The sequence below is a fragment of the Photobacterium japonica genome (genome assembly GCF_050337005.1).
In the GTDB taxonomy this organism is placed as follows: domain Bacteria; phylum Pseudomonadota; class Gammaproteobacteria; order Enterobacterales; family Vibrionaceae; genus Photobacterium; species Photobacterium japonica.
The window spans coordinates 1-18,488 of the sequence record NZ_JAKJSN010000032.1 but is presented as its reverse complement, the minus strand read 5'-3'; the positions used below and the strand labels follow the sequence as shown (position 1 = coordinate 18,488).

General features: G+C 51.4%; 15 protein-coding genes and 11 tRNA genes. 25 read left to right on the top strand and 1 reads right to left on the bottom strand.

The window, feature by feature from the left end:
- The first annotated feature begins 52 nt into the window (after positions 1-52).
- From eno to rpoS, 9 genes are all read left to right on the top strand, one after another.
- Positions 53-1,354 carry a phosphopyruvate hydratase gene (gene eno / locus L4C36_RS13610; RefSeq protein WP_428478389.1) on the top strand — a complete coding sequence of 434 codons (1,302 nt, stop codon included), beginning with the start codon at positions 53-55 and terminating at the stop codon, positions 1,352-1,354.
- Between the two features lie 245 nt (positions 1,355-1,599).
- Positions 1,600-1,872, top strand: a complete 273-nt coding sequence (gene ftsB / locus L4C36_RS13605; protein ID WP_428478340.1) for a cell division protein FtsB — start codon at positions 1,600-1,602, stop codon at positions 1,870-1,872.
- Positions 1,873-1,876: 4 nt separating this feature from the next.
- Positions 1,877-2,581: a 2-C-methyl-D-erythritol 4-phosphate cytidylyltransferase gene (gene ispD, locus L4C36_RS13600; RefSeq protein WP_428478339.1), complete on the top strand. Its 705-nt coding sequence runs from the start codon at positions 1,877-1,879 to the stop codon at positions 2,579-2,581.
- Positions 2,581-3,054, top strand: coding sequence for a 2-C-methyl-D-erythritol 2,4-cyclodiphosphate synthase (gene ispF / locus L4C36_RS13595; protein ID WP_428478388.1), 474 nt, complete (start codon positions 2,581-2,583; stop codon positions 3,052-3,054). Before ispD ends, ispF begins: the two co-directional genes overlap by 1 nt.
- 68 nt (positions 3,055-3,122) lie before the next feature.
- Positions 3,123-4,196 carry a tRNA pseudouridine(13) synthase TruD gene (gene truD / locus L4C36_RS13590; protein ID WP_428478338.1) on the top strand — a complete coding sequence of 358 codons (1,074 nt, stop codon included), beginning with the start codon at positions 3,123-3,125 and terminating at the stop codon, positions 4,194-4,196.
- On the top strand, positions 4,177-4,926 hold the full coding sequence (gene surE / locus L4C36_RS13585) for a 5'/3'-nucleotidase SurE (protein ID WP_428478337.1): 750 nt from the start codon (positions 4,177-4,179) through the stop codon (positions 4,924-4,926). The genes truD and surE overlap by 20 nt, the downstream gene beginning before the upstream one ends.
- A 2-nt stretch (positions 4,927-4,928) precedes the next feature.
- Positions 4,929-5,561 carry a protein-L-isoaspartate(D-aspartate) O-methyltransferase gene (locus L4C36_RS13580; RefSeq protein ID WP_428478336.1) on the top strand — a complete coding sequence of 211 codons (633 nt, stop codon included), beginning with the start codon at positions 4,929-4,931 and terminating at the stop codon, positions 5,559-5,561.
- 5 nt (positions 5,562-5,566) lie between these two features.
- Positions 5,567-6,568, top strand: a complete 1,002-nt coding sequence (locus L4C36_RS13575; protein ID WP_428478387.1) for a peptidoglycan DD-metalloendopeptidase family protein — start codon at positions 5,567-5,569, stop codon at positions 6,566-6,568.
- Between the two features lie 56 nt (positions 6,569-6,624).
- Positions 6,625-7,617 (top strand): RNA polymerase sigma factor RpoS, encoded by a 993-nt coding sequence (gene rpoS, locus L4C36_RS13570; RefSeq protein ID WP_428478335.1) that lies wholly within the window; start codon positions 6,625-6,627, stop codon positions 7,615-7,617.
- A 173-nt stretch (positions 7,618-7,790) separates the two neighbouring features.
- Here the strand turns inward: rpoS and mutS are convergent, their stop codons facing one another.
- Complete coding sequence (gene mutS, locus L4C36_RS13565; protein WP_489685891.1) at positions 7,791-10,346, bottom strand: DNA mismatch repair protein MutS; 2,556 nt, start codon at positions 10,344-10,346, stop codon at positions 7,791-7,793.
- Between the two features lie 332 nt (positions 10,347-10,678).
- Here mutS and L4C36_RS13560 point away from each other — a divergent pair, with 332 nt between their 5' ends.
- From L4C36_RS13560 to L4C36_RS13485, 16 genes are all read left to right on the top strand, one after another.
- Positions 10,679-11,164, top strand: a complete 486-nt coding sequence (locus tag L4C36_RS13560) for a CinA family protein (protein ID WP_428478334.1) — start codon at positions 10,679-10,681, stop codon at positions 11,162-11,164.
- A 133-nt stretch (positions 11,165-11,297) separates the two neighbouring features.
- Positions 11,298-12,356: a recombinase RecA gene (gene recA, locus L4C36_RS13555; protein ID WP_428478333.1), complete on the top strand. Its 1,059-nt coding sequence runs from the start codon at positions 11,298-11,300 to the stop codon at positions 12,354-12,356.
- A 361-nt stretch (positions 12,357-12,717) separates the two neighbouring features.
- On the top strand, positions 12,718-15,342 hold the full coding sequence (gene alaS / locus L4C36_RS13550) for an alanine--tRNA ligase (RefSeq protein WP_428478332.1): 2,625 nt from the start codon (positions 12,718-12,720) through the stop codon (positions 15,340-15,342).
- A gap of 15 nt (positions 15,343-15,357) precedes the next feature.
- Positions 15,358-16,536 carry an aspartate kinase gene (locus L4C36_RS13545; protein WP_428478331.1) on the top strand — a complete coding sequence of 393 codons (1,179 nt, stop codon included), beginning with the start codon at positions 15,358-15,360 and terminating at the stop codon, positions 16,534-16,536.
- Between the two features lie 85 nt (positions 16,537-16,621).
- The gene (gene csrA / locus L4C36_RS13540; RefSeq protein WP_428478330.1) at positions 16,622-16,819 is read left to right on the top strand and encodes a carbon storage regulator CsrA; all 198 of its coding nucleotides are present in this window, start codon (positions 16,622-16,624) and stop codon (positions 16,817-16,819) included.
- A gap of 210 nt (positions 16,820-17,029) precedes the next feature.
- A tRNA-Ser gene (locus tag L4C36_RS13535) sits at positions 17,030-17,122 on the top strand.
- A gap of 41 nt (positions 17,123-17,163) precedes the next feature.
- Positions 17,164-17,240: transfer RNA gene (locus tag L4C36_RS13530), tRNA-Arg, on the top strand.
- Between the two features lie 11 nt (positions 17,241-17,251).
- A tRNA-Ser gene (locus tag L4C36_RS13525) sits at positions 17,252-17,344 on the top strand.
- 37 nt (positions 17,345-17,381) lie between these two features.
- Positions 17,382-17,458 (top strand) — tRNA-Arg (locus tag L4C36_RS13520).
- A 52-nt stretch (positions 17,459-17,510) separates the two neighbouring features.
- Positions 17,511-17,587, top strand: a tRNA-Arg gene (locus L4C36_RS13515).
- A 10-nt stretch (positions 17,588-17,597) separates the two neighbouring features.
- Positions 17,598-17,690 (top strand) — tRNA-Ser (locus L4C36_RS13510).
- A 92-nt stretch (positions 17,691-17,782) separates the two neighbouring features.
- A tRNA-Arg gene (locus tag L4C36_RS13505) sits at positions 17,783-17,859 on the top strand.
- Between the two features lie 138 nt (positions 17,860-17,997).
- Positions 17,998-18,074 (top strand) — tRNA-Arg (locus tag L4C36_RS13500).
- Between the two features lie 50 nt (positions 18,075-18,124).
- A tRNA-Arg gene (locus L4C36_RS13495) sits at positions 18,125-18,201 on the top strand.
- 50 nt (positions 18,202-18,251) lie between these two features.
- A tRNA-Arg gene (locus tag L4C36_RS13490) sits at positions 18,252-18,328 on the top strand.
- A gap of 50 nt (positions 18,329-18,378) precedes the next feature.
- Positions 18,379-18,455, top strand: a tRNA-Arg gene (locus tag L4C36_RS13485).
- Positions 18,456-18,488 lie beyond the last annotated feature (33 nt).

The following is an 18,488-nucleotide window of genomic DNA, read 5'->3' as shown; positions in this document are numbered from 1 at the left end:
TGCAGCTATTTTTTTAGCTTTTAATTTCAAGATAAAGCAAGAGGAAACATCAATGTCTAAGATCGTTAAAGTTCTAGGTCGTGAAATCATCGATTCACGTGGTAACCCTACTGTTGAAGCTGAAGTACACCTAGAAGGCGGTTTCGTCGGTATGGCTGCAGCTCCATCAGGCGCATCTACTGGTTCTCGCGAAGCTCTTGAGCTACGTGACGGTGACAAGTCTCGTTTCCTAGGTAAAGGCGTACTTAAAGCCATTGAAGCTGTAAACGGCCCAATCGCTGAAGCGCTAATCGGCCAAGACGCTAAAGACCAAGCTGCAATCGATGCAGTGATGATCGAACTAGACGGCACTGAAAACAAATCTAACTTCGGTGCAAACGCAATCCTAGCGGTATCTCTAGCGAACGCTAAAGCAGCAGCTGCTGCTAAAGGCATGCCTCTATATGAGCACATCGCTGAGCTAAACGGCACTGCGGGCGTATTCTCTATGCCTCTACCAATGATGAACATCATCAACGGTGGCGAGCACGCAGACAACAACGTTGATATTCAAGAGTTCATGATTCAGCCAGTTGGCGCGAAAACGCTAAAAGAAGCTGTTCGCATGGGCGCTGAAGTATTCCACAACCTAGCGAAAGTATTGAAGTCTAAAGGCTACAACACTGCAGTTGGTGACGAAGGTGGTTTTGCTCCTAACCTTAAATCTAACGCTGAAGCGCTAGAAGTTATCGCAGAAGCTGTTGCAGCTGCTGGTTACGAGCTAGGCAAAGACATTACTCTTGCTATGGACTGTGCTGCTTCTGAGTTCTACGACAAAGACGCTGGCATCTACAACATGAAAGGCGAAGGCAAAACCTTCACTTCAGAAGAGTTCAACCACTACCTTGCTGGTCTTGTTGAGCAATTCCCAATCGTTTCTATCGAAGACGGTCTTGACGAGTCAGATTGGACTGGTTTCAAACACCAGACTGAACTTCTAGGCGACAAGATTCAGCTAGTAGGTGACGATCTATTCGTTACTAACACTAAGATTCTTGCTGAAGGTATCGAGAAAGGCATCACTAACTCAATCCTTATCAAGTTCAACCAAATCGGTTCTCTAACTGAGACTCTAGCTGCAATCAAGATGGCTAAAGACGCAGGTTACACTGCTGTAATCTCTCACCGTTCAGGCGAAACTGAAGATGCAACTATCGCTGACCTAGCGGTAGGTACTGCTGCAGGCCAGATCAAAACAGGTTCTATGAGCCGTTCTGACCGTGTTGCTAAGTACAACCAACTTATCCGTATCGAAGAAGCTCTAGGTGCTAAAGCTCCTTTCAACGGTCTTAAAGAAGTGAAAGGCCAGGCTTAATTATTAGCCTGCCTGTAGGGACTCCCTACACGCTTTAATAAAAACCGCCTCTAAGGGGCGGTTTTTTTATGGCCGAATGGTCACCGGTTGTGGCTTCTACGCTAGTGTCAAACTGCGCTTTATGGGATTATTATCGGTTTAGTCGGCTGTCTGATGAGGATAGACGTGGTATTTATTGATGGCATTGTCAGCATTATTAGGCAGTGTGATCTGTTAATATCACTGATCATTGTCTGGAGAACGGAATGCGAATGCTTACCTTGCTGCTACTGGCAGTGTTGAGTTGGCTGCAATATGATTTTTGGTTAGGCAAAAATGGGATGATTGATTATCTGGCGGTGAAAGATAATGTCGCCGTTCAGCAACATGCCAATGCGCAGTTAGTGCAGCGTAACCAGCAGATGTATTTTGAAATAAACGATTTGAACCGAGGACAGGAAGCGATAGAAGAGCGGGCTCGCAATGAGCTTGGCATGATCCGCCCTGACGAAACCTTCTTTCGTATTGTCGGGGAATAGTCTGATGATCCTAAGTGAAAAAATGATAGCAGTGGTACCTGCTGCTGGGGTGGGGAGCCGGATGGCGGCTGATCGCCCTAAACAGTACCTACAGATTGCCGGAAAGACGATATTAGAACATACCGTCGCCCGCTTGCTGCAACACCCTTCGATCGCGCAAGTGATTATCGCCGTGAGTGAAGACGACCCGTATTTCCCACAGTTGCCATTGGCCACCGACCCACGTGTGATCCGTGTTGATGGCGGGGCTGAGCGAGCGGATTCCGTGTTTGCGGGTTTAGCCGCGATTGACGATCCTGATACTTGGGTGCTGGTGCATGATGCTGCTCGCCCATGTTTACATTTGAGTGACGTGGACGCCTTGATTCAAGGGGCGCAGGCCTCCCCGTTTGGGGCAATTTTGGCGGCCCCCGTGCGTGACACGATGAAGCGCGGCAACGGTGCCGGGGGGATTGCCTCCACGGTGGATCGTACCGATCTATGGCACGCGTTAACCCCGCAGATGTTCCGCGCCGGCCTGCTTAAGCACGCGCTGGAACAGGCATTGGCTGACGGCGCCGTGATCACCGATGAAGCGTCAGCAATGGAACATGCGCAGCAAACGCCTCAACTTGTGAAAGGACGCGCCGATAATCTCAAGGTGACGCAACCGGAAGATCTCGCGTTGGCGGCATTTTATTTAGAAACCATGATGAGGGAAGCGCAATGATGCGAATTGGACACGGCTTTGATGTACACAAGTTTGGTGGCGAAGGGCCGGTAATTATTGGCGGTGTTGCGATCCCTTATGAACAAGGTTTAATTGCCCATTCAGATGGTGATGTGGCGTTGCACGCGGTGTGTGATGCCTTGCTCGGCGCGATTGGCGAGGGCGACATTGGCCGTCACTTTCCTGATACGGATGCCGAATGGGCCGGTGCAGACAGCCGTGCATTGCTGCGTGATGTCTATAGTAAGGTAAAGGCGAAAGGTTACCGCTTAGGTAACGTGGATGTCACCATCATCGCGCAAGCGCCGAAAATGGCGCCCTATATCACGGCTATGTGCCAAGCGATTGCTGCCGATCTGGAAACCGAGATCGGCAATGTGAATGTGAAAGCGACGACCTCAGAACGTTTAGGGTTTACCGGCCGAAAAGAAGGCATCGCCTGTGAAGCGGTCGTGTTGATCTGCCAACAATAATTCAAGGGTAGATCCTATTATGGGGTCTACTGATTGGCACACATGTGCCGCTAGTTAATGGTGTATATATGTCTACTGTTATGGACAATTTCAGCTGGTTATACGGAAAACCAAGCTGTCAGGGCCGAATTAAAGCTGAGCCTGAAGATTTTGTTGTAAAGGAAAACTTGGGTTTTGATTTTGCCGGTACTGGCGAACATTTTATGGTGAAAATCCGTAAGACTGGCGAAAACACCAAGTATGTTGTGAATGAATTAGCCAAAGCGTGTGAGGTGAAATCTCGCGATGTGAGCTGGGCAGGCCTGAAAGATCGCCATGCGATCACCGAGCAATGGCTGAGTGTCCATTTGCCGGGTAAGCCGGATCCGGATCTGAGTGCCTTTGTGGCAGAACACCCGGGGATTGAAGTGTTGGAAACGGCGCGTCATGATAAAAAATTGCGCCCCGGTGATCTGGTGGGTAACTGGTTCCAGTTGACGTTAAGCGATCTTGATCAGCCAGAGGCGTTGATCGCACGTTTAGAGCAGGTTCGTGAACACGGTGTGCCGAACTATTTCGGTGAGCAGCGTTTCGGGCATGGTGGCAACAACGTCACAAAAGCACGCGCGTGGGGTAACGATGAGTTCCGTGTTCGCGATAAGAGCAAGCGTAGCTTCTACTTGTCAGCGTCACGTTCATGGTTGTTTAACCAAGTGCTGTCAGCTCGTATTGAGAAGAATACGATTAACACCGTGATGGCGGGTGATTGGCTGCAATCAGACGTTGATCCGCGTGGCATGTTGGTGGCAACGGTGACTGACAGCATTCAACACGATGTGGAAGCCGGCCGTTTGGCCATTACCGCCCCAATGATGGGTGATAACGCGCTGCCAACTACCGCTGATGCACAAGCGTTTGAAATGGCGATTGTGGAGCAAGAGCCAGCCTTGTTGAAGTTGATCCGTGATAACCGTATGCGCCATGAACGCCGTACGCTGTTGCTTAAACCTGAACAAATGGCATGGCAACAAAACGGTGATCAAATGACGGTTTCCTTTGCCCTTCCGGCAGGGTGTTTTGCCACCGCTGTGGTTCGTGAGCTGATGACGGAGCTGGCGACAGAACAAAAGGTTTATGGACACGATGCGGATACTGATCAGTAACGATGATGGCATTTTTGCTGAAGGGATAAACACCTTAGCAAAAGTCTTGTCAGAACTGGGTGACGTGACGGTGATTGCCCCTGACCGAAATCGGTCGGGGGCGTCAAATTCACTGAGTCTGGATAACCCGTTGCGCATTCGCCATGAAGGGGATCGCCGCATTTCCGTCGAAGGCACGCCGACAGATTGCGTGCACTTTGCTCTCAATGAATGGTTGGATGAACGACCAGATTTGGTCGTGGCAGGGATCAACCACGGGGCGAATCTCGGTGATGATGTGCTGTATTCGGGCACGGTGGCGGCCGCGACGGAAGGCCACTTTTTAGGTGTGCCGGCGATTGCCGTATCACTGGTGGGGAAGACCCATTTTGAGACCGCCGCTCAGGTAGTGAAGCAGGTATTGATGAAAATGGATACCCACCCGTTGCCTGAGAATCGCATTCTCAATATCAATGTACCGGATCTGCCACTGGCAGAGCTGGGGCCTTGGCAGGTGACCCGTTTGGGTGCGCGCCACCGTGCAGAAAACATGGTGAAAGCGGTCGATCCTCGCGGGAAAGAGCTGTACTGGTTGGGCCCGCCGGGGCCGTGTCAGGACGCTGGCCCAGGCACCGACTTTTACGCCATTGAACACGGTTGTGTGTCTTTAACGCCGTTACAGGTGGATCTCACCGCACACGATGCACTCGATGCATTGCAGCAGTGGGTTAACGATCAGGAGATGATGTAAGGATGCGCTATGTGGATGAGCGGCACGCCCTACTGCAGTATCTATCTCAGCAAGGGATCCGCGATGACAAGGTACTTCGAGCGATAGGCGCAGTGCCACGCGAGGTGTTTATAGATGAAGCCTTGTCACACAAAGCCTATGAAAATAATGCGCTGCCAATCGGTAATGGGCAGACCATTTCACAGCCGTACATTGTGGCCAGAATGACAGAGCTGATGGCGTTGTCTCCACAATCGCAGATTTTGGAAATCGGCACCGGCTCAGGGTACCAGACCGCCGTGCTGGCACAGCTGGTGGAACACGTGTATTCGGTCGAGCGCATTAAAGCATTGCAATGGCGGGCGAAACGGCGTTTAAATCAACTGGCGTTGCACAACGTGTCGACCAAACATGGCGACGGTTGGCAGGGGTGGGCGAGTAAAGGGCCGTTTGATGCCATTATTGTGACCGCCGCCGCCGCCGATATTCCGATGGCATTATTGGCGCAGCTGGCCGAAGGTGGCCGATTGATTGTGCCCGTAGGCGAAGCAACACAAGTATTAAAATTGATTGTACGTGACGGTGACCGATATCGCGCCAGCGATGTTGAGCCGGTACGTTTTGTACCGTTGGTAGCAGGGGAACTGCTGTATTAATGAGGATGAGCGCGTCAGTGTCAGTGATTAAACCGACCGTAAAGTGGACAGTATTGGCTGTCAGCTTGTGGCTATCTGGCTGTAGCAATCATACGCCGGCCCCTGTAACCAGTTTGGGGAAGGACTATCATAGCCTGGAGCGTGGCAGCTACCGGGGCAGCTACTATGAAGTACAAAAAGGTGACACCTTGTATTTCATTTCTTATATCACTGACAAAGACGTGAATGATCTGGTGGCGTATAACCAGCTGACGAGGCCATACACCATTTTCCCCGGGCAGAAATTGCAGTTGTGGAAGCCGAAATATCAGGCGCCACAATACGGTAAAACGGTGCCGATCACTTCGCCTTCTACTCAGACCGTTCATAAGGCGAAACCGGTGATCACGCCAGTCGCAAAACCGACCTCGAAACCGACTGTGGCCCCCGCGTCTCAAACCGCCAGTAAGGCGGTCGTGCCACCTGTGAACAAACCGGCTTCCCAGAAGCCGGTTGCTGTCGCCGCGACCAAACCTGCAACTGTGCAAAAAAACAGCAATAAAAATATTGATCCAGCTCCCACAAAAGAGTACTCTCAAAAAGCCGAAAGTAACAAAGTTGTTACAAATAAGCCAAAACCTAAACCAAGCAACACCAAGGTAGATAAATGGACGTGGCCAACCAAAGGACGGGTCATTGCACGTTTCTCTAATGCAGAGAATGGCAATAAAGGTCTGGATATTGCGGGGCAGCGCGGTCAAGCCATTGAGGCATCCGCCGACGGTGTTGTGGTTTATGCCGGTAATGCGCTACGTGGTTATGGCAATCTGGTCATTATTAAGCATAGCGAGGATTTCCTCAGTGCCTATGCCCATAACGATCAGATGTATGTCAAGGAGCAGCAGCGGGTTAAGGTGGGGCAGAAAATCGCCACAATGGGTAGCTCAGGCACCAACAATGTGCGGCTCCATTTTGAAATCCGGTACAAGGGTAAATCTGTTGATCCGATGCGGTACTTGCCGCGATAGAGAACATGACAGAGTAAAGGTGTAATGTCTTGCTAACTCGCCATCTGGGAGGCGCTATGAGTAGAAGCAATACTGCTACAGAGATTGATGATTTCGATGTAGAACAGGAAATGGAGATTGAAGCGGGGAGCAAAGAGGCCAAAGCGGAAACGACAGAGACCCTTGACGATGATGTCGACATGTCTCAATTTGGTACCCCGCAAAAGGCCTTAGATGCGACGCAGCTGTATTTGGGAGAAATCGGTTTTTCCCCGTTGCTCACCGCTGAAGAAGAAGTGTTGTACGCCCGTCGTGCGTTACGGGGGGATGAAGTGGCCCGTAAACGTATGATTGAGAGTAATCTGCGTTTGGTGGTGAAGATCTCCCGCCGTTACAGTAATCGCGGTTTAGCGTTACTGGACTTAGTGGAAGAGGGCAACCTTGGCCTGATCCGCGCGGTGGAGAAATTCGACCCTGAGCGCGGCTTCCGTTTCTCTACTTATGCCACCTGGTGGATCCGTCAAACCATTGAGCGGGCCATCATGAATCAAACCCGCACCATCCGTTTACCCATCCATGTCGTGAAAGAGCTGAATGTGTACTTGCGCACCGCCCGTGAGCTGGCACAAAAACTCGATCATGAACCTACCGCCGAAGACATCGCTTTCAAGCTGGATAAGTCCGTCGATGACGTGAACCGTATGCTGCGCCTGAATGAGCGTGTTGGCTCGGTCGATAATCCTATTGGCGGGGATTCCGAAAAAGCCTTACTGGATATCATTCCCGACGAAAAAAGCGGGGGGCCAGAAACCTCAACCCAAGACGATGACATCAAATTGTCGATTGTGCATTGGCTGAAAGAATTGAACCCGAAACAGCGCGAAGTGCTGGCTCGACGTTTTGGTTTGCTCGGCTATGAAGCCTCGACGTTGGAAGATGTGGGGCGTGAAATTGGCCTGACGCGTGAGCGGGTACGTCAAATTCAGGTAGAAGGGTTACGCCGTTTACGTGACATGCTGACCCATCAAGGGCTAAGTATCGAATCTTTGTTCAATCAAGAGCAGCTCTAACCCGCTTTCATTTTCTATTGTCCTTTTGCGGGGATGAGTGATGAAACGTATACGCGCATGAAAAACTGACAGCGAAAAATAAAAAAGGGTTGATGCCAATAGCATCAACCCTTTTTCTTTATACGAGGTGGCTTTTCACCGCGCTTAGCGCAACGCGGTGACAATCAAAGCGCTTACAGCAAGGCCTTCAGACGGTATAGCTCATCCAATGCCTGACGCGGGGTCATTTCATCGGGATTGATCTTGGCCAATGCTTCTTCCACTTCGCTTGGTTCAGGGATCAAACTTAGCTGATTCTCAATCCGTGGTGCTGCCGTGGTACTGAGCGTGCCCGCTTGTGGATCCATGGCTTGCTGGTGGCCGCTGGCTTCTAACTGCTGCAGTTTGAACTTCGCACGTTTGATCACCGGCTTGGGTACGCCAGCCAAGCTCGCGACCGCCAAGCCGTAAGACTTGCTGGCCGCGCCTTCTTGTACGGCGTGCATGAAGGCAATCTCATCGCCGTGTTCTACCGCATCCAAGTGAACATTGGCAAGGCCATCGATCAATGACGGCAACTCGGTCAGTTCGAAATAGTGGGTGGCAAACAACGTCATGGCGGCGATTTTATCTGCCAACCATTCAGCACTGGCCCACGCGAGCGACAAGCCATCGTAGGTGCTGGTACCGCGACCAATCTCATCCATCAACACCAAACTGTGCTTTGTCGCGTTGTGCAGGATGTTGGCGGTTTCTGTCATCTCGACCATGAAGGTCGAACGGCCAGAGGCCAGATCATCCGATGCACCGATACGGGTGAAAATGCGATCTAATGGGCCGATCTTCACCGCTTCAGCCGGCACAAAGGAACCGACGTGCGCCAGCAGCGCGATCAACGCCGTTTGACGCATGTAGGTCGATTTACCGCCCATGTTTGGACCGGTGATGATCAGCATACGACGATCTTGATGCAGCGAAATCGGGTTAGCGATAAACGGTTCACTCAATACTTGCTCAACCACGGGGTGACGACCGGCACTGATCTCAATACCCGGTTGTTCCACCAACTCTGGACGGCAGTAGTTAAGGGTATCGGCGCGCTCGGCCAAGTTCGCCAACACGTCCAATTCTGATAGTGCACTGGCGGCATTCTGTAGTTGCTCAAGGTGTGGTAACAGCAGATCAAACAGCTCATCCCACAACTTTTTCTCTAAAGCCAAGGCTTTGGATTTGGAATTAAGTACTTTGTCTTCGTGCGCTTTCAATTCAGGAATGATGTAACGTTCCGCATTTTTCAGGGTTTGACGGCGCACATAGTGGCTTGGTACTAAGTGGCTTTGACCGCGGCTGACTTGAATGAAGAAACCGTGGACTTGGTTGAAGCCGACTTTCAGGCTGTCGATGTCGTGGCGTTCGCGCTCGCTCGCTTCCAGCTCATCAAGGAATTTGGTCGCGCCATCGGCTAAATCACGCCATTCATCCAATTCAGCGTTATAACCGTGTGCCAACACACCGCCGTCACGGATCACCACTGGCGGGTTTTCCATGATGGCACGCTCCAGCAGTTCACACAGTGCGTCCATCGGGGCGGCATCGTGTGCCAGTTGGCTGATGCGCGGTTGGTCGATCTCGCTCAGCAAATCGCTGACTTCCGGCAGGTGTTGCAGGGCGGTACGCATGCGTGCTAAATCGCGTGGGCGAGCAGAACGCAGCGCAAGACGGGCCAGAATACGCTCAAGATCGCCCATGTGGCGCAATACGCCAGCCAGATCCAAAAACAGGCTCGTGTCTTTAAAGGCACTGATAGCGTCTAAGCGGCCGTTAAGTTGTTTTTGATCGCGAATAGGCTGATGCAGCCAGCGTTTCAGCAAGCGGCTACCCATTGGGGTGGCGGTGTGATCCAGTACCGACGCCAAGGTGTTGTCAAAGCCGCCGGACAGGTTCTGCGTTAGCTCCAGATTACGGCGGGTGGCCGCATCCAAAATGACCGCGTGATCTTTGGTGTCTTGGGTAATGGCACGAATATGCGGCAGGGCGGTGCGCTGAGTGTCTTTCACGTACTGCAGCAAACAACCGGCAGCACACAAACCGCGTTCCGCGCTCTCAACCCCGAAGCCGACTAAATCGCGGGTACCAAATTGCATTGTCAATTGTTGACGTGCGGTGTCGAGATCAAACTCCCACACCGGACGACGGCGGCTGCCTTTGATCTGTTGCAGCAGGCCGGGCAGGGCAAAATCTTCCGGGTACAGCAATTCTGCCGGGCTGGTGCGTTGCAGTTCCGCCTGCATTGCTTCTTCCGTTTCCGGCTCGGTGAGCATGAAACGGCCAGAGGTAATGTCTAACGTGGCATAGCCGAAAGCATTACCGTGCTGGTAGATAGCAGCGATCAGGTTATCGTGGCGTTCATTGAGCAGGGCTTCATCGCTGACGGTACCCGGGGTAATAATTCGGACCACTTTACGCTCTACCGGCCCTTTGCTTGTCGCGGGATCGCCAATTTGCTCACAGATTGCCGCCGACACACCTTGCTGTACCAATTTCGCCAGGTAGCCTTCGATAGAGTGATACGGCACGCCCGCCATCGGGATAGGCTCACCGTTAGAGGCACCGCGTTTGGTCAGCGAGATATCGAGAAGCTGGGAAGCGCGTTTGGCGTCATCAAAGAATAATTCGTAGAAGTCACCCATGCGGTAAAACAGCAGGATCTCAGGGTTTTCAGCCTTGATCCGTAAAAATTGCTGCATCATAGGTGTGTGTTTTTCTATGCCTTTTATGGTCACGATTTTGCCTGCTCGTAGTGCCGGTCGGGTCGCTGGCGCGCCGCCATGTCCGGGAAAATTTCTGACCGCTTAGGATACGTGAATCGCTGCGTGGGGCAAAGAGCCTCGAGGGATTTTTGATCGTGGGAGAATAGCCATATTGAGGGTGATGCGAAGGGGGGAATGACGAAAGGCATCGGCACAGACTTGCTCCTTGCGATGCCGTTGCTCCTTGAGGCGGTGCGGAGTAAGGTGTAGCCCTATCAGCACACACGCCGTCGATGGGTGCGTCGTCGGCGACGTATAACAGGAAGACAGCGATGGAACTTGCAGTACAACTTGGCCAGCGATTGGCTCGCCAGCAATGGGTAGCGGCCACGGCGGAATCGTGTACCGGAGGCGGGATTGCCTGTGCGATAACTGAGGTAGCCGGCAGTTCGGCATGGTTTGATCGGGCCTTTATTACCTATAGCAATGAGGCGAAGCAGGACATGCTCGGCGTTGCCGCGCAGACCCTGAATGAACACGGCGCCGTCAGTGAAGCGGTGGTGCATGAGATGGCGCGCGGTGCGTTGGCGCACTCGTTGGCCCATATCAGTGTGGCCGTCAGTGGCATTGCTGGGCCGGGGGGCGGCAGCGAAGCCAAACCGGTAGGCACGGTGTGGTTAGCCTGGGCGGATCATACCGGTTGGATGAGTGCTCGTTGCTATCATTTCCTCGGTGAACGCCATGCCGTGCGTCAACAGGCGATTGAGGCCGCGCTGCACGGGGTGATCCAGCGCGTGGATGCCGTCGAAAAAGCGTGAGAGTGATCAATAACACAGGGCGTTCGTGGAAAAAGTTTTATCCAGGGCTAGACACTGTATGAATAGACAGTATACTAGTCATCATTATCAGTACTTAATCTAAGCATTAATTCAGCATCCCTGGGAGAGTCGAATGGACGACAATAAGCAGAAGGCACTTGCCGCCGCATTAGGTCAAATTGAAAAACAATTCGGTAAAGGCTCGATCATGAAGTTGGGCGATAACCGCACAATGGATGTTGAGACTGTGTCTACAGGTTCGTTATCGTTAGATATCGCCTTGGGTGCGGGTGGTTTGCCAATGGGCCGTATCGTAGAAATCTATGGTCCGGAATCATCAGGTAAAACCACACTAACGCTAGAAGTGATTGCTGCTGCACAGCGTCAAGGCAAAACGTGTGCCTTCATTGATGCTGAGCACGCCCTTGACCCAATCTACGCGAAAAAATTGGGCGTAGATATTGACCAGCTATTGGTTTCTCAGCCAGATACCGGCGAACAAGCACTCGAAATCGCTGATGCCCTAGCGCGTTCAGGCGCTGTTGATATTCTGGTGGTTGACTCCGTTGCCGCGCTAACGCCAAAGGCGGAAATCGAAGGTGAAATGGGTGATTCACACATGGGTCTGCAGGCACGTATGTTGTCGCAGGCAATGCGTAAATTGACCGGTAACCTGAAGCAGTCAAACTGTATGTGTATCTTCATCAACCAGATCCGTATGAAGATCGGTGTGATGTTTGGTAATCCAGAAACCACCACCGGTGGTAATGCCCTGAAGTTCTACGCCTCTGTACGTCTTGATATTCGCCGTACGGGCGCAGTGAAAGAAGGCGACGAAGTCGTGGGTAACGAAACGCGCATCAAAGTGGTTAAAAACAAGATTGCAGCACCGTTTAAACAAGCGGAAACGCAAATTTTGTACGGCTTGGGCTTTAACCGTAATGGCGAGCTGATTGACTTGGGCGTGAAGCACAAGTTCATTGAAAAAGCGGGCGCATGGTATAGCTACAAAGGCGATAAGATCGGCCAAGGTAAAGCGAACTCATGCAAGTACCTGGCTGAAAACCCAGCTATCGCAGCAGAAATTGAAAAGTCGTTGCGTGATTTGCTGCTGAATAATCCAGAGGATGACGCAGCGGTAGGCAAAGAGCCCAACCTGAAAGAAATGGATGCCGAAGACGAAGAATTCTAATCTTTTTCCTTCCCAAGAGCCCTGCTAAGCAGGGCTTTTTTGTATGTGTTGTTTATGTCTGCGCCGTTCAGACGTTCGTCAATATGCCAAATGGCAACCTTTGCGGTTTCCACCAAGACAAACTGTCCGCATTGTGTCGCGATGTGCTGCACATTCCGTGAGCTGAAATTGCCCCATTTCTCAACATAACGTTTCCCGTATTGCCTGCCGTTGTTTTACAATAACCTTCAAAGAATTTATGTTAGTTCAATCACTGCCTTCCCCGTGTGTCCTACCTTGGACGGGAGGAAGCCATGGGTGATAGGAAAATCGCTAAATTCGACTATTCAGTTTACAGAAAAGCATTATTCAGGAATTGCCAATGTACATGAGCACTGATGAGGTACGTAACGCGTTCCTCAAGTTCTTTGAAAGCAAAGGACACCAAATCGTAGAGAGTTCATCGTTAGTTCCACACAACGATCCTACCTTGCTATTCACTAACGCAGGGATGAACCAATTTAAAGATTGCTTCCTCGGCCTTGAAAAGCGTGCCTATACGCGTGCGACAACGTCGCAGCGCTGTGTGCGTGCTGGCGGTAAGCACAACGATTTGGAAAACGTGGGTTTCACCGCGCGTCACCACACTTTCTTTGAAATGCTGGGTAACTTCAGCTTTGGTGATTACTTCAAAGAAGACGCTATCGCATTTGCATGGGAATTCCTGACTGAGGTGCTTCAGCTGCCAAAAGATCGTTTGCTTGTCACGGTTTACCAGACCGATGACGAAGCCTTCGATATTTGGAACAAAGCGGTTGGCATTCCGGCTGAACGTATCATCCGTATCGGTGATAAGGACGGTGGTAAGCCGTTTGAGTCTGACAACTTCTGGCAGATGGGCGATACCGGTCCTTGTGGTCCATGTACCGAAATTTTCTACGACCATGGCGCGCACATTGCTGGTGGTCCTCCGGGTTCTCCAGATGAAGACGGCGACCGTTTCATCGAGATCTGGAACAACGTATTTATGCAGTTCAACCGTCACGCAGACGGCACCATGGAACCGCTACCTAAGCCATCGGTAGATACCGGCATGGGTATCGAGCGTATCTCTGCGATCATGCAGGGCGTGCATTCAAACTACGAAATCGACATCTTCCAGCGCTTGATCAAAGAAGCGGCGGCGGTGATCGGGTTTGACGATTTGAGCAACCAGTCGCTACGCGTTGTGGCTGACCACATCCGTTCATGTGCGTTCTTGATCGCTGATGGCGTGATGCCGTCAAACGAAGGCCGTGGTTACGTGTTACGTCGTATTATTCGTCGTGCTGTACGTCACGGTAACAAGCTGGGTGCAAAAGGCTCATATTTCTACAAGTTGGTGGGTCCACTGGCTGACGTGATGGGCAGCGCAGGCGAAGAGCTGATCAAGCAGCAAGAATTGGTTGAGAAAGTACTGAAAATCGAAGAAGAAAACTTCGGTCGTACGCTTGAACGCGGTATGGATATTCTGGCTGAAGCGCTAGATAACCTAGACGGCAACATTCTTGACGGCGAAACGGTATTCAAACTGTACGACACGTACGGCTTCCCTGCTGATTTGACTAACGATGTGGCGCGTGAGCGTGGTTTCTCTATCGATGAAGAAGGCTTCAACGATGCAATGGAATCACAGCGTCAGCGTGCACGCGAAGCGGGTCAGTTTGGTGTGGACTACAACAACGCAATTAAAGTCGATGCAGAAACCGCATTCTGTGGCTACAACGCGACCACGGGTGAAGCAACGGTTGTTGCTCTGTACCGTGATGGCGAGCAAGTTGACGGCGTTAACGCAGGTGAAGACGTTCTGGTTGTGCTAGACAACACCCCATTCTACGCCGAGTCAGGCGGTCAGTGTGGTGATACCGGTGTGCTAAACGCACAAGGTGTACAGTTCAATGTCGCAGATACCCAGAAATTCGGCGCGGCGATTGGTCACAAAGGTCAGGTGTCTGAAGGCAGCTTGAGCGTGGGTGACACGTTGGTGGCAACGGTAGACGCAGCTCGTCGTGCCGCTGTGAGCCTAAACCACTCAGCCACACACCTGATGCATGCGGCACTGCGCAACCTATTGGGTGAGCACGTGGCACAGAAAGGCTCACTGGTGAAAGCCGATGGCCTGCGTTTTGACTTCTCTCACCTTGAAGCGGTGAAGCCAGAAGAATTGCGTGAAGTTGAGCGTGTTGTGAACGCGCAAATCCGTCGTAACCATGTGATCAGTACTGACATCATGGACATCGAATCAGCCAAAGAAAAAGGTGCAATGGCGCTGTTTGGCGAAAAATACGATGACGAAGTACGCGTACTGAGCATGGGTGATTTCTCGGTAGAACTGTGTGGTGGTATCCACGCGGCGAACACCGGTGACATCGGCCTGTTTAAGATCGTCTCTGAAGGCGGTATCGCGGCAGGCGTACGTCGTATCGAAGCGGTAACAGGTGAAGCGGCTATCGCGGCACTGCACGCGCAAGATGCATTGATCGCTGAAACAGCAAGCTTGGTGAAATCCGATGCCGCTTCTGTGGCGACAAAAGTAAGCGCATTGGTTGCACACAGCAAGCAGCTAGAAAAAGAAATTCAGCAATTGAAAGATAAGCTAGCGGCACAAGAAAGTGCTGACCTTATCAATCTGGTACAAGAGATCAACGGCGTGAAGGTCCTGATCACGAAGCTGGATGGCGCAGACAATAAAGCCCTACGTGGCATGGTTGACGAGCTGAAAAATCAGCTAGGCAGCGGTGTGGTCGTGCTAGGTAACGTGAGCGAAGGCAAAGTGGGCCTGATTGCTGGCGTAACCAAAGATTTGATCGGCAAAGTAAAAGCCGGTGATCTGGTTAACCTTGTCGCGCTACAAGTTGGCGGTAAGGGCGGTGGTCGTCCTGATATGGCACAAGCGGGTGGTACAGATGCTGCTGCGCTACCGGCTGCATTGGAATCGGTTGCCCCTTGGTTGGCTGACAAACTGTAAGAGTGGAGAGGTGCAGTGGCACTATTGGTGCAGAAATTTGGTGGCACATCGGTAGGGGATATCGAACGCATTGAAGCGGTTGCTGAGCGCGTGATTCAAGCGCGCCAGCAAGGTCATCAAATTGTCGTGGTCGTGTCCGCAATGGCGGGCGAAACAAACCGCTTGCTGGGTTTGGCAAAACAGGTGGATGACGTTCCTGATCAGCGTGAACTGGATGTCCTGTTATCAACAGGGGAACAGGTCACGATCGCGTTATTGGCGATGGCATTGAACAAGCGCGGTTTCCGTGCGACCTCAATGACGGCAGATCAAGTCACCATCCGTACGGATAATGCATTTAATAATGCCAGCATCATGCAGGTAGACACTGATAACCTGACGTCTCTGTTGAACGCTGGCCACATTGTTGTGGTGGCTGGCTTTCAAGGTCGTGATAGCGATAACAACATCACGACCTTGGGGCGCGGCGGTTCAGACACTACCGCAGTCGCGATTGCGAGTGCGTTGCGCGCGGACGAGTGTCAGATCTTTACCGATGTCGATGGGGTGTATACCACGGACCCTCGGTTAGTGACGACCGCTCGCCGTTTGTCGTCTATTCATTTCGATGATATGACGACAATGGCACGTTTTGGTGCAAAAGTGCTACAATTACAGTCGGTTGAATATGCTCAATCGCATCAGGTTCCTTTACGTGTGTTGTCGTCCTTCGAAGAAGGCGAGGGCACGCTTGTCGACTTTTCTGTCTCATCGTCGCAGGCCGCCGTCGGTGTCGCCGTGATGAGCCAACAGCTATTAGTCCGTGTCGATGCCCCGTTTAACGCGGTAAGAGAGCGGTTGACGCTGTTAGGCTTGGATGCATGGTGCTATGCTGATGACAGTGATGCCACACTTGTTGTGGTGGCCAACGATGATTTGGCGCGACTGAAGTGGGGGATGCATGTCCCGACGGTCACCGTGGCAGGGGTATCCACCTTGTCATTGGTGGGCGAACACGTTAGTCCGTTGCGTGACGCATTGCAGGCCATGATGGCAGAGATGGGGCTGACAATTTATCAACAAAAACAATCCATACGCTGTTTATCTATCTTGATTAATAGTGTGGACCAGCAGTTAGCGGTTGACGGCATCCACAAAAAGTTTGTGGTTGACGCCGAAAGTCTGGATAATCGAACAATTCTCGCTGTTTCTTGATCAGTGAGCTTTTACGAAATGTAAAAATTGTTGGATACGCCAACGTTAACTCTTATAAAGCTGAGATTACTCAAGGAGCACACGAATGCTAATTTTGACACGCCGCGTAGGCGAAACACTAATGATCGGTGATGAAGTAACTGTTACTGTACTTGGTGTAAAAGGTAACCAAGTCCGTATCGGTGTAAATGCACCTAAAGAAGTTTCTGTGCACCGCGAAGAAATCTACATGCGCATTCAAGCAGAGAAAGAAGCGGGTTCCCAGAGTTCTGGTAACTACTAATTTGAAGAAGGTCAGCCGATGTGCTGGCCTTTTTTAATTCCCCTGTTTACTGGGCGTCGAAATAGCGAAAAGTGACGGAATACTCGGCTGTTACGCATGATAAATTGCCGTGTTGTTTATTAAGTGCTCGTTCGCGCTGTAAGTGTCGTTTTTTCACAATAAAGTGTTTGACTTATTTTTGGCTATCAGTAGTATAGGCCTCCGCAAGACGGTGAGGTGGCCGAGAGGCTGAAGGCGCTCCCCTGCTAAGGGAGTATACGGCTTAATACCGTATCGAGGGTTCGAATCCCTCCTTCACCGCCATTCTTTCTCTAAGAAAGAATATGCGAAAAGAAACAAAAAGTGCGCGCGTAGCTCAGCTGGATAGAGTACCTGGCTACGAACCAGGCGGTCGGAGGTTCGAATCCTCCCGCGCGCACCATCAGATTTAACGGTGAGGTGGCCGAGAGGCTGAAGGCGCTCCCCTGCTAAGGGAGTATACGGCTTAATACCGTATCGAGGGTTCGAATCCCTCCTTCACCGCCATTCTTTCTTAGCAAAAAGAAGACAGAAACAAAACAGTGCGCGCGTAGCTCAGCTGGATAGAGTACCTGGCTACGAACCAGGCGGTCGGAGGTTCGAATCCTCCCGCGCGCACCATCATTTAAAGCAATGAGCCTCATGCTTGTTGTTGCAACACCAAATTTAAAGTGCGCGCGTAGCTCAGCTGGATAGAGTACCTGGCTACGAACCAGGCGGTCGGAGGTTCGAATCCTCCCGCGCGCACCATCAAATTTGCGGTGAGGTGGCCGAGAGGCTGAAGGCGCTCCCCTGCTAAGGGAGTATACGGCTTAATACCGTATCGAGGGTTCGAATCCCTCCTTCACCGCCATTATTTGCACGGCACTGTCTTTCACAAGATGTGACATCGATAGTGTTGACGCAAACTGCCTTTTCTAGCAAAAAGGCACTGCAACAAACAGTGCGCGCGTAGCTCAGCTGGATAGAGTACCTGGCTACGAACCAGGCGGTCGGAGGTTCGAATCCTCCCGCGCGCACCACTTTCTTCTTAGGTATCAATGGATTGTTACTGAAGCCAATACGGAAACGCATTGGCCGTTAGGTGTTTTTCTAAAAAACATTTATTGTTACCTTATAGAAAAAATTGTTGTCCTGTAAAAATATAGCAACAACTCAGTGCGCGCGTAGCTCAGCTGGATAGAGTACCTGGCTACGAACCAGGCGGTCGGAGGTTCGAATCCTCCCGCGCGCACCATTATTTAAAGTGATGAGCCTTAATGCTTGTTGCTGTTACACCGATTTAGTGCGCGCGTAGCTCAGCTGGATAGAGTACCTGGCTACGAACCAGGCGGTCGGAGGTTCGAATCCTCCCGCGCGCACCATTATTTAAAGTGATAAGCCTTAATGCTTGTTACTGTTACACCGATTTAGTGCGCGCGTAGCTCAGCTGGATAGAGTACCTGGCTACGAACCAGGCGGTCGGAGGTTCGAATCCTCCCGCGCGCACCATTATTTAAAGTGATAAGCCTCAATGCTTGTTACTGTTACACCGATTTAGTGCGCGCGTAGCTCAGCTGGATAGAGTACCTGGCTACGAACCAGGCGGTCGGAGGTTCGAATCCTCCCGCGCGCACCATTATTTAAAGTGATAAGCCTCAATGCTTGTTTT

What these genes read in the sequence shown, in the direction of transcription:
- surE (WP_428478337.1), top strand. Translation starts at nt 4,177, where the DNA reads ATGCGGATACTGATCAGTAACGATGATGGCATTTTTGCTGAAGGGATA.
- rpoS (WP_428478335.1), top strand. Translation starts at nt 6,625, where the DNA reads ATGAGTAGAAGCAATACTGCTACAGAGATTGATGATTTCGATGTAGAA.
- mutS (WP_489685891.1), bottom strand. Translation starts at nt 10,346, where the DNA reads ATGATGCAGCAATTTTTACGGATCAAGGCTGAAAACCCTGAGATCCTG.
- ispF (WP_428478388.1), top strand. Translation starts at nt 2,581, where the DNA reads ATGCGAATTGGACACGGCTTTGATGTACACAAGTTTGGTGGCGAAGGG.
- L4C36_RS13560 (WP_428478334.1), top strand. Translation starts at nt 10,679, where the DNA reads ATGGAACTTGCAGTACAACTTGGCCAGCGATTGGCTCGCCAGCAATGG.
- csrA (WP_428478330.1), top strand. Translation starts at nt 16,622, where the DNA reads ATGCTAATTTTGACACGCCGCGTAGGCGAAACACTAATGATCGGTGAT.
- recA (WP_428478333.1), top strand. Translation starts at nt 11,298, where the DNA reads ATGGACGACAATAAGCAGAAGGCACTTGCCGCCGCATTAGGTCAAATT.
- L4C36_RS13575 (WP_428478387.1), top strand. Translation starts at nt 5,567, where the DNA reads ATGAGCGCGTCAGTGTCAGTGATTAAACCGACCGTAAAGTGGACAGTA.
- alaS (WP_428478332.1), top strand. Translation starts at nt 12,718, where the DNA reads ATGTACATGAGCACTGATGAGGTACGTAACGCGTTCCTCAAGTTCTTT.
- eno (WP_428478389.1), top strand. Translation starts at nt 53, where the DNA reads ATGTCTAAGATCGTTAAAGTTCTAGGTCGTGAAATCATCGATTCACGT.
- L4C36_RS13580 (WP_428478336.1), top strand. Translation starts at nt 4,929, where the DNA reads ATGCGCTATGTGGATGAGCGGCACGCCCTACTGCAGTATCTATCTCAG.
- ftsB (WP_428478340.1), top strand. Translation starts at nt 1,600, where the DNA reads ATGCGAATGCTTACCTTGCTGCTACTGGCAGTGTTGAGTTGGCTGCAA.
- truD (WP_428478338.1), top strand. Translation starts at nt 3,123, where the DNA reads ATGTCTACTGTTATGGACAATTTCAGCTGGTTATACGGAAAACCAAGC.
- ispD (WP_428478339.1), top strand. Translation starts at nt 1,877, where the DNA reads ATGATCCTAAGTGAAAAAATGATAGCAGTGGTACCTGCTGCTGGGGTG.